At 59.9% G+C, this 9,728-nt stretch carries 9 protein-coding genes; 5 read left to right on the plus strand and 4 right to left on the minus strand.

What is annotated here, in order from left to right; translation table 11 throughout:
• Nucleotides 1-108: 108 nt before the first annotated feature.
• The gene (locus M0D68_RS36475) at nt 109-1,089 is read right to left on the minus strand and encodes a chemotaxis protein (protein ID WP_266226909.1); all 981 of its coding nucleotides are present in this window, start codon (nt 1,087-1,089) and stop codon (nt 109-111) included.
• A gap of 402 nt (nt 1,090-1,491) precedes the next feature.
• On the opposite strand from M0D68_RS36475, the gene M0D68_RS36480 reads away from it, so the two are divergent.
• From M0D68_RS36480 to M0D68_RS36490, 3 genes are all read left to right on the plus strand, one after another.
• Nucleotides 1,492-2,040, plus strand: coding sequence for a DUF4142 domain-containing protein (locus tag M0D68_RS36480; protein WP_266212931.1), 549 nt, complete (start codon nt 1,492-1,494; stop codon nt 2,038-2,040).
• Nucleotides 2,041-2,370: 330 nt separating this feature from the next.
• Nucleotides 2,371-4,101 (plus strand): tetratricopeptide repeat-containing glycosyltransferase family protein, encoded by a 1,731-nt coding sequence (locus tag M0D68_RS36485; protein WP_266226910.1) that lies wholly within the window; start codon nt 2,371-2,373, stop codon nt 4,099-4,101.
• 39 nt (nt 4,102-4,140) lie between these two features.
• Nucleotides 4,141-5,166 carry an aldo/keto reductase gene (locus M0D68_RS36490; RefSeq protein WP_054043530.1) on the plus strand — a complete coding sequence of 342 codons (1,026 nt, stop codon included), beginning with the start codon at nt 4,141-4,143 and terminating at the stop codon, nt 5,164-5,166.
• A gap of 51 nt (nt 5,167-5,217) precedes the next feature.
• Here the strand turns inward: M0D68_RS36490 and M0D68_RS36495 are convergent, their stop codons facing one another.
• From M0D68_RS36495 to M0D68_RS36505, 3 genes are all read right to left on the minus strand, one after another.
• Nucleotides 5,218-5,664 carry a hypothetical protein gene (locus M0D68_RS36495; protein ID WP_244179617.1) on the minus strand — a complete coding sequence of 149 codons (447 nt, stop codon included), beginning with the start codon at nt 5,662-5,664 and terminating at the stop codon, nt 5,218-5,220.
• A 203-nt stretch (nt 5,665-5,867) separates the two neighbouring features.
• The gene (locus tag M0D68_RS36500; protein WP_266226911.1) at nt 5,868-6,764 is read right to left on the minus strand and encodes an SDR family oxidoreductase; all 897 of its coding nucleotides are present in this window, start codon (nt 6,762-6,764) and stop codon (nt 5,868-5,870) included.
• Nucleotides 6,765-6,843: 79 nt separating this feature from the next.
• Complete coding sequence (locus M0D68_RS36505) at nt 6,844-7,587, minus strand: SDR family oxidoreductase (protein WP_266226913.1); 744 nt, start codon at nt 7,585-7,587, stop codon at nt 6,844-6,846.
• Nucleotides 7,588-7,739: 152 nt separating this feature from the next.
• Between M0D68_RS36505 and M0D68_RS36510 the strand changes: the two genes are divergently transcribed.
• A complete protein-coding gene (locus tag M0D68_RS36510) occupies nt 7,740-8,648 on the plus strand; it encodes a LysR family transcriptional regulator (protein ID WP_211703991.1) in 909 nt (302 codons plus the stop codon).
• A gap of 150 nt (nt 8,649-8,798) precedes the next feature.
• Nucleotides 8,799-9,104, plus strand: a complete 306-nt coding sequence (locus tag M0D68_RS36515; protein WP_054043526.1) for a single-stranded DNA-binding protein — start codon at nt 8,799-8,801, stop codon at nt 9,102-9,104.
• Nucleotides 9,105-9,728 lie beyond the last annotated feature (624 nt).

Genomic DNA, 9,728 nt, shown 5'->3' on the forward strand with positions numbered 1-9,728 from the left:
TAGACCACTAACAATTCAAGGAAAGGCACGAAAGCCAGAACAAGGAAAGGCCAACGCCCTAAGAACACGAACAACAAGCGCCGCGAAGGCAAAAAGAACGGCTAACCTTCAAACAACAACCCCTACCGCCGCAGGCGCCCCCAACGCATTACGAATAGCATTAGCCAGTTCACCGGCTGCAAACTTAGCCACATACCCATTCGCCCCAGCATTCTTCACATGCGCCTCGTTGGCTGCACCCGTCAAAGAAGAATGAATAATCACCGGAATATCCCGGGTCCGCTCATCAGCCTTGATCTGACGGGTCAACATGAACCCGTCCATCTCCGGCATCTCGAGATCAGTCAACACCAGCGCAATACTGTCCTTCACCCGCGTGCCGTTAGCCTGCGCTTCACGCGCAATCTGCTGCAACGTATTCCACGCCTCTTCGCCAGTCTTGGTCATCACGTAGTCTGCGCCGATCGCGCTCAACGCCTGCTCGATCAGCTTGCGCGCAAACCCGGAATCGTCAGCGGCGAGAATCTTCGCGCCAGGGCGGATGCCAAGCGCGTCACCCACCGAGGTCGGGTCGACGCTCGGATGCTGTGACGGAAACACGTCGCGCAACACCTGCTCCACGTCGATCACCTGGGCAAGCCGCGAATCGCCCGTGTTGCCGTCGATACGTGCAATGCTCGTCACCAGATTACCGCCGGCCGCGCCTTCCGCGGAGAGCACCTGGTTCCATTCGAGCCGCACGATGTCGTCCACTTCCTCGACCGCAAAAGCCTGCGTCGAACGCGCGAATTCCGTCACCAGCAAAATGTTCAAACCGCGCGTCGGCTCGCAGCCCATCAGGCGCGGCAAGTCGATCACGGGAATAATCTGGCCGCGAATGTCCACCGCGCCCATCACGAACGGCGAAGAACCCGCAATCGGCGTCACCGGCGGCATCGTCGAGATTTCACGCACCTTGAAAACGTTGATGCCGTAAAGCTCATGCGCATCGCTGCCGGGGACCGAACCCAGCCGATACAGCAACAGCTCGAATTTATTGGAACTCGTCAGGTTGCTGCGTTCGTCGTTCGCGCGGTGATCTACTGCCATCGAATCTCTCCAGGGATTGCGGTGCGAGTGGTGCGCCATGCATACCGTCCGTTCGGCCCTGGCGCGTGCCCTACCTTTCTGTTATCGGCGCAACAGCAGGAAAGTTCAGTGAATTCAGGCGGTTTGCCGCTGCTTTCTGGTTTACACCAAGCCACTATTCAGGGCAGGAAGAGGCCGATGGCTGTACAGCAAAAACAGGTATTTCGTATGAAGGTTACCTAACGTTACAGAAGCGACAGCATGGTTTCACATGCTGGGTAGTGCGCCTCCTAGAATGCACAGCGATAAGAGCGCGGCGCCGTTAGCCAGTCGCAAGCGACTTGCAAGGTTCAGTGCAATCGCGTGCCATGGCCAAGGCGCACTCGCATCTCCGTCGTTTCGCTTCCACTCCAAGGAGAACGTATGATCCGCTTGCCTCTCGCCGCCATCACCAGTGCCTGCATGGCCAGCCTTATGGTTATCGCTACCTCGGCCAGTGCCCAGACTGCGGCCGCGCCGGATGCAGTTCGCATTCATGCCGCCGACCAGACCTTTATCACCGACGCCACCAAGGCTGTCGCCACGCAACGCGACGCCGCACGCATCGCCACTTCGCGCTCAACCGACCGGGACGTGAAGGCATTCGCTGAGCGCGTGTCGAACGACAACGCGAAAATATCCGACGCGCTGCGCGCCGCTAGCCCGCGTGGCGTCGACGTGCCGAAGAACGATCCGGACCCGGCGGTGCTCGCGAGCATCAATAACCTGCGCGGCGCCGACTTCGACAAGACCTACATCGAGCAGGTCGCGCTCGCCGGCGAACAGAAAGCGCTGTCGGCCTTCCAGGCGGAAATCGCATCGGGCCGCGACGAACAATTGAAGGACGCGGCGAAAAAGGCACTCCCGACCATCCAGGAGCACTACGCAATGGCTCAGGATCTCGCCAAGCGTAAGCATCTGACTGCCCAGTAAGCCGGACATCGGACACATCAGTCACACCAGCCACAGTCCAGGCATCAAGGCGCGCGTCACGTAGCGACGTGACGCGCGCCGCAACGCGGCATAGAAAGCCGCTTAAAAACACGTCTAAAAGAGACGCCTGCAAAACTCGCCCCCAAAACAAGCAGTTCTCCCTCCCGCTCGCGCACATTCGAAGCCGCTTGCACACAGCAGACCAAACGCGTTCTTTTCGGCGATAATCGGCTTCGTTCTTTCAAGCCTGACCCGCGTGGCTTCCGCCGCGACTCAGCAAGCTTGAAAGCGGTTTCCCGGTTCCACACGCATTCAATCCAAGCTCACCTCATGAGCAAGCCTGCCAATCTCCCGCAACAGTTGGACCATATGCTTCGGCAAGCCGTCGCGCTTCAGCAGAACGGCGCATTCGCCGAGGCCGAAGAACTCTATCGTGAGATTCTCGAACTCAAGCCACGCCATTTCGAGGCGCTGCAATTGTTGGGCTCACTTGCGCTGCAGGCGGGCCGTGTCGAGGAGGGCATCGAGTTCCTCAGAAAGGCGCTCGCCATCAATGCGAAACAGGCGCCCATCCATTCGAATCTCGCTTATGCGCTCAATGCCCTGCAACGTTTCGACGAAGCACTCGCGAGCGCCAATCGCGCGCTCGCATTGCAATCGAAATTCCCGGACGCACTGAACAATCGCGGCAACGCGCAAGCCGGCCTGAATTTGTCCCTTGATGCGCTCAGCAGCTTTGATCGCGCAATCGCCTTGACACCGGATTTCGCGCAAGCCTGGAACAATCGCGCCTGCGTGCTGCGCGATCTGGGCCGTCCCGCCGATGCGCTCGCAAGCTGCGATCACGCACTCGCATTGCAGCCGACTTATCCCGACGCGTGGAGCAATCGCGGCAACGCGCTCAGCGACCTGAATCAGGCGGACGACGCGCGGCAATGCTATGAGCGCGCGCTCGAACTCGCACCTGCATTTGCCGATGCCTGGAACAACCTTGGACTGACCCAGGTCGATCTCGGTGAGCACGCGCAAGCATTGCAGAGCTATGAACGCGCATTGGCCGTCAATCCCGCCGCTGCCGAGACGCATTGGAACCAGTCGTTGTGTCTGCTGCAACTGGGGCAACTGGAAGCGGGTTGGAAAGAGTACGAATGGCGTTGGGAGCGTAGCCGGATCAAAGCAGGCCGGCGCACCTTCGCGCAACCGCTTTGGCTGGGCGATTTTTCTATCGACGGCAAAACAATTCTGCTTCACGCGGAGCAGGGTCTCGGCGACACGCTGCAGTTCTGCCGCTATGCCGGGATGGTGTCGAAGCTCGGTGCGAAAGTCGTGCTCGAAGTGCCAGATGAGTTGATGCGGCTAATGTCCACGCTCGACGGCGTGGATCAATTGATCGAAGCGGGCCAGGTTCTGCCGCCGTTCGATTGTCACTGCCCATTGCTGAGTCTGCCGCTTGCATTCAAGACCGATCTCGCGAGCATTCCGTCAAAGACGCCTTATCTGTTCGCCGACCCGCAAGCAACGCGTGAATGGCACGAGCGTATCGCTGAGCAAGCAGAAGGGCGCCCGAAGGTCGGACTCGTGTGGGCCGGCGGAAACCGGCCGCATGTCGCCGAACTCCGCAAGAACGACGCACGCCGTTCGATTGCGTTCGAGCGGCTAGCACCGATTCTCGATGTGCCGAACGTGCAGTTCTTCAGTTTGCAAAAGGGGCCGTCTGCGCTTCAGTTACCACACAGCGATTCGCACCCTAACGTCATTGACTACACCGAAGAACTCGATGACTTTGCCGACACTGCCGCGCTGGTGGCAAACCTCGACCTGGTGATATCCGTAGACACATCCACCGCGCATCTGGCTGGCGCGCTAGACAAGCCGGTATGGATTCTGAATCGTTTCGACACTTGCTGGCGCTGGATGCTGGAGCGCTCAGATACGCCCTGGTATGCGCAAGCGAAATTGTTCCGGCAGCCGGCATTGGGCGATTGGGACAGCGTGATTCGAAACGCGCGTGATGCACTGGCCGCGCTCGCCGGCACGTTTGCCGAGACGCGCGTAGACTAAACGTCCGTTTATCGATGGCTACGACACGGAGAATCGTCAATGGAATACAGGCATTTGGGTGCATCTGGTTTAAAGGTGCCGGTACTGAGTTTCGGTACGGGCACATTCGGCGGCAAGGGTGAGTTTTTCCAGGCGTGGGGCGCCACGGACGTCGCCGAAGCGCGTCGTCTGATCGACATCTGTTTCGATGCGGGCGTTACGATGTTCGACAGCGCCGACATTTATTCGAGCGGCGCTTCCGAGTCGGTGCTCGGCGAAGCGCTCAAGGGCAAGCGCGACAAAGCGATTATTTCGACCAAAGCGACTTTCCGTTTCGACGACGGTCCGAACAATGTCGGCTCGTCGCGCTTTCATCTGATTCAGGCGGTGGACGCAGCGCTCAAGCGTCTGCAAACCGACTACATCGACCTGTTCCAGTTACACGGTTTCGACGCGAAGACGCCTGTCGCCGAAGTCATGTCGACGCTCGACGATCTCGTGCGCGCCGGCAAGATCCGCTACACCGGCGTGTCGAATTTCTCCGGCTGGCATCTGATGAAATCGCAGGACACCGCGGATCGTTACGGCTATCCGCGCTATGTCGCGAACCAGACTTACTACTCGTTGATCGGTCGCGATTACGAGTGGGAGTTGATGCCGCTTGGCGTCGATCAAGGTGTGGGTGCTGTGGTGTGGAGTCCGCTCGGTTGGGGACGTCTCACCGGCAAGATCAAACGCGGCCAGCCGTTGCCGGAAACGAGCCGGCTGCATAAAACCTCTGACATGGGGCCGCCGGTGCCGGACGAGTACCTGTTCCGCGTGCTGGATGCAATCGATGAGGTTGCGGCCGAAACCGGTAAGACCGTGCCGCAAATCGCGCTGAACTGGCTGCTGCAGCGGCCTACCGTATCGACGGTGCTGATCGGTGCGCGCAACGAAGAGCAGTTGCGGCAGAACCTCGGCGCGGTGGGTTGGAATCTGACGCCCGAACAGGTGGCGAAACTCGACGCTGCGAGCGCTGTACGTCCCGCGTATCCGTATTGGCATCAGGAAGGATTTACGGAGCGTAATCCGAAGGCGGTTTAAGTACGCTTCTTTGGCTTTGCCACGGCGTAACCATCCGCTCCGGCTCGACTGCTATTTAACGAGTTCGGCCGGAGCGGCGAACAGTTCGCTGTAATAGCGGCGCCCTGCATCGAGATGTTGATCGAATGCGAAACCTTGTTTGAGCATCACGTCAAAATCGGCGCGTTCGATTTTCATCACATAGCTGTGTTCGGTCGTGACAAGGCTGCATGGCCGATCGGTCACAGTCGCGCTAAACCATTTTCCCGCACTCGCATGACCGGCCGGATACGACTGTTGGCCGTATTCGATTTGCCAGCCACCGTCTAAAAGAATCCACATGCCTTGATCATTCGCAGTGCCGCCGTGAGCGCTGCTATCGCATTGCGCGACCACGGTGCCAGATTGCGCTTCCCATTCATGCGAATGGCCGATCACCCAACGCAATTGTTCGGTTGTGAGGCTCGTAAAGAAGGGCGTGTGCTTCAACAGATGAAGATAAGTCACTGAGGGTTTCATGGCTGTACTCCGCGTGGTGACGGATGCGTCCGGCGACTGAGCTTGTTGTCGCGCATCGCAAGCGGTGATCAGAAACGGCAGCAGCACGGCGCAGGCGAGCAGGATTGAGGGTTTCATGAGCGTGTGGGTTCAAAGCGGGAAAGGAACGGCGGGACGCAAAGGTCTATCAGTCAGCCTCAGCGTCCCCCACGGTCATGTATTGATTACCGCTTGATCTTCGCTTCGAGCAAATCGCCCATACCGATGCGTTTGGCGAACTCGATGCGCACGCGTTCCGAGACTTCGAGCACTTCACGCGCGCCGTCGCCGACGAAGTCGATCACCGAGCGCATCGGCCGCTCGCCTGACGGCAACGCGACGATCCGCACGATTTCATCGGCCACGGCTTGCGGATCGGCGTCGTCCGGTGTGAGTTCGGACAGACGCTCGCCGATCTGATCCATCACGCCGTCATAGCGTGCATACGCGGCGGCGCGCTCCGCATCGGCAGGTTTGCCGGCACTCGGAAAGTGTGCGGTGCCGCGAGTGAACGCGCCCGGCACCACGATCGAGGTCTCGATACCGAAGCGCGCGATTTCGTAGGCGAGGGTGACGGCCAGTGAATCCATCGCCGCCTTTGCAGCGCCGTAAGGCCCGAGGAACGGAGGAAAACCGCCCTTGGTCGTCGTGCTGCTGATCCACAACATCAAGCCCGCTTCCTGCTGGCGCAGATACGGCAGCACCGCACGGTTGACACGCTGCGCGCCGAGCAGGTTGGTGTCGAATACCTTCACCATTTCCTCGGGCGTGAACGCTTCGGTCGGACCGACCACCAGATGGCCCGCGTTCTGCATCACCACGTCGAGCCGTCTTTGCTCGCGAATGATCGTCGCGGCGGCGGCATCGGCGGATTCTTGCGACAACACATCGAGTTCAAGCGGATGCAACTGGATGTCCTTCGCCTGGGCGAGCGCTCGAATTTCATCGGCGCGCGGCTTGTTGCGTCCTTCGACATCGCGCATCGTCGCGTAGACGATATGGCCGGCTTCGGCCAACGATTGCGCGGTGAGCTTGCCGATGCCCGTACCCGCGCCCGTAACCAGGATGACGTTCTTCTGCATTTTTCTGCTCCGAGTCGTGAAAGTGATACGACGTTTAAAGCTGCTGTGAGAGAGGCGCTTTGTGTGTTTTCAAGCTCAGTTAAGCCACACCGCCATTGGCGCGCAGGACCTGGCCATTGACCCAGCCTGCATCCGGCCCGGCGAGGAAGGACACCACCGAGGCGATGTCGTCCGGCTGGCCGAGACGCTGCAGCGGTGGCATCTTCGCGAACGTCTGGATCTGTTCTTCGGTCTTGCCGTCGAGGAACAGCGAGGTCGCGATCGGGCCCGGCGCCACCGCGTTGACGGTGATGTCGCGGCCGCGCAATTCCTTGGCGAACACATGCGTGAAGGCTTCGACGGCGGCCTTGGTGCCGTTGTAGATCGCGTAGCCCGGCATGTTCAGCGCCAGCGTCGTGCTCGAGAAGTTGACGATGCGTCCGCCGTTGTTCATCCGTGCGGCCGCTTCGCGCAGCGTGTTGAAGGTGCCGCGCACGTTGATGTCGAAAGTCTGGTCGTACAGCGCGTCGCTGGTGTCGGCGAGCGGCAGCGTCTTCAGCACGCCGGCGTTGTTGACCAGCACGTCCACTTTGCCGAGTTGTTGTTCGGTGATTTCGAACATGCGACGCACGTCGTCGGCGTTCGCAACGTCGGCCTTCACGGCGATGGCTTTGGTGCCTGCCGCTGTGAGTTCCGCGACCAGCGCATCGGCTTCCGTCGAGCTCGATGCGTAGTTCACGGCAACTGCAAAGCCGTCCTTGGCGAGGCGTTGCGCAACTGCTGCGCCGATGCCGCGGGATGCGCCGGTAACGATGGCGACTTGAGCGTTTTTGATCGTGTTCATGATTCGTTTCCTTCTGTCTGGTGGGTTGGTGAGGTGAATCATGGTCGCTTTCGTCGCTGAGATAATCGGGTTAGACTTGCCATCATCATTCCATTTACTTTAATAATTGGCCGACGGGCAGCCGGATCTCCAGCCCGGCAAAGGCATCAACCATGGATCGTTTCGAGGAAATGCGGGTGTTCATCCGGATCGCCGAGCGGCAAAGCTTCACGCGCGCGTCGGACGACCTGCAGATTCCGCGCGCCACCGTCACCAACCTGATGAAGCGCATGGAGCAGCGGCTCGGCGCGCGGCTTCTCGAGCGCACCACGCGCTCCGTCCGCCTCACGCACGACGGCGAGGCGTATTACCGCCGCTGCGTGCGGCTGATCGCCGATATGGAGGAGGCGGAGGGTTCGTTTTCCAACATCGCGCCGAAGGGCCTGTTGCGTGTGAATTTGCAGGGCACGCTGGCCCGGCACTTTGTCGTGCCGGCGCTGCCGGCGTTTCTCGAGCGATTTCCCGACATCGAACTGACGATCGGCGAGGACGACCGGCTGGTCGACCTGGTGCGGGAGGGGATCGATTGCGTGTTGCGGGCGGGCAATCTGCAGGATTCGTCGATGGTGGGGCGGCGCGTGGCGCAATTGCCGCAAGTGACGGTGGCGAGTCCGGCTTATCTGGAAGCGTACGGCGAGCCGGCCGATCCGTCGGCTTTGTCCACGCATCGCGCGGTGAATTATCTATCCAGCGCGACGGGCAAGCCGGTGCCGCTCGAATTCAGAATTGACGGGCGCGATACGGCCACGTACCTGCCGTCGACGGTATCGGTGACGGGTGCCGATCTCTACACAGGTTCGGCGGTGGCCGGGCTTGGCATCGTGCAAGTGCCGCAATACCGCGTGATGAGTGAACTCGCGTCAGGGCGGCTGAAGATCATTCTCGCGGAATTCCCGCCGCCGCCGATGCCGGTTTCGGTGTTGTATCCGCAGAATCGCCAGTTGTCGTCGCGGGTGCGGGTGTTTGCGCAATGGCTGCGGGATATTTTCGAGGCGGCAGGTGCGCAGACGGGTTCACGGTAAGCGTGTGAGTTCAGCGCAGGCGCGCGGCGATTGTCATATGGCGCGAGCAGTTCGTGCTTTTGCGTAAGCCGCGCTGCGTATCGTGGGATCATACGGGCCGTGCTCGGCGATTTTGCTTTTTGCACGGTGGGGAATAATAGGAGCAGGACGATGATCGATGGACTGGTGGGCGGGCGCTTATACGGCGAGGCGCAGATCCGCACGGGGCAGAATGGTAAGCGCTTTGTGACCTGCAAGGTCCGGGCGACCACCAATGATGGCGATACGATTTTCGTTAACGTGATTGCGTTTGATGATGAGGTGCAGACTGCGCTGCTCGCTCTTGGTGACGCGGATAGCGTCGCGTTGAGTGGTGCGTTGACGCCGAAGGTTTGGACCGACAAGAATGGGTTGATTAAGCCTGCTGTGGATATGGTTGCGCATAAGGTGCTTGTGGGGTATTTGCGAGAAGGGTGAAGGTTGGTTTTTTTGCCTTCGCGGCGCTTGTTGTTCGTGTTCTTAGGGCGTTGGCCTTTCCTTGAATTGGTAGTGGTTTATTAGCGTTGCCCCTGTGCGGGGCGGCACTTACTTTCTTTGCCGCCGCAAAGAAAGATAAGCAAAGAAAGCGGCTCAAACCGCTAATGCTAAGTGGGCACCGTGGTTTGCTCAGGGTAGTGGTGCATCTGGAATCTGTGCTCGTGCCGCTGCGTAGGTTTGTGACAAGGGCGTCATACTTCCGGCGGCGCTACGCGCGCCGAAGAGCCATTCATAAAACCGATCGCTGCGTTTTCGCGCTCACGCCTCGCCATCAGACAGCGGCTTCATCATTGCCCCGCCATCGCCATCGCCATCGCCATCGCCATCGCCATTGTGATTGGAACGGCAACGGCACCGGCGCCGTGACCATAATTGCGGCACGCCGCCATATCATTTGAAGTGGGGTTCCCTAGGGAGTGCAGAAGCGCGTCGCCGAGGCGAAGCCGACGGCCGCCACAAACTCAACCGAAGCCGGTGGTTTCCCCTGCAGACCCGTCCGCGACGCACGTAGTGCGGAGTGGGAGCTGATGAGTCCTTTTATATGGACGCCTCCCGTTTGCCAAG

Origin of the sequence: Paraburkholderia sp. SEWSISQ10-3 4, from assembly GCF_030464785.1 — a bacterium.
GTDB lineage: Bacteria > Pseudomonadota > Gammaproteobacteria > Burkholderiales > Burkholderiaceae > Paraburkholderia > Paraburkholderia aspalathi.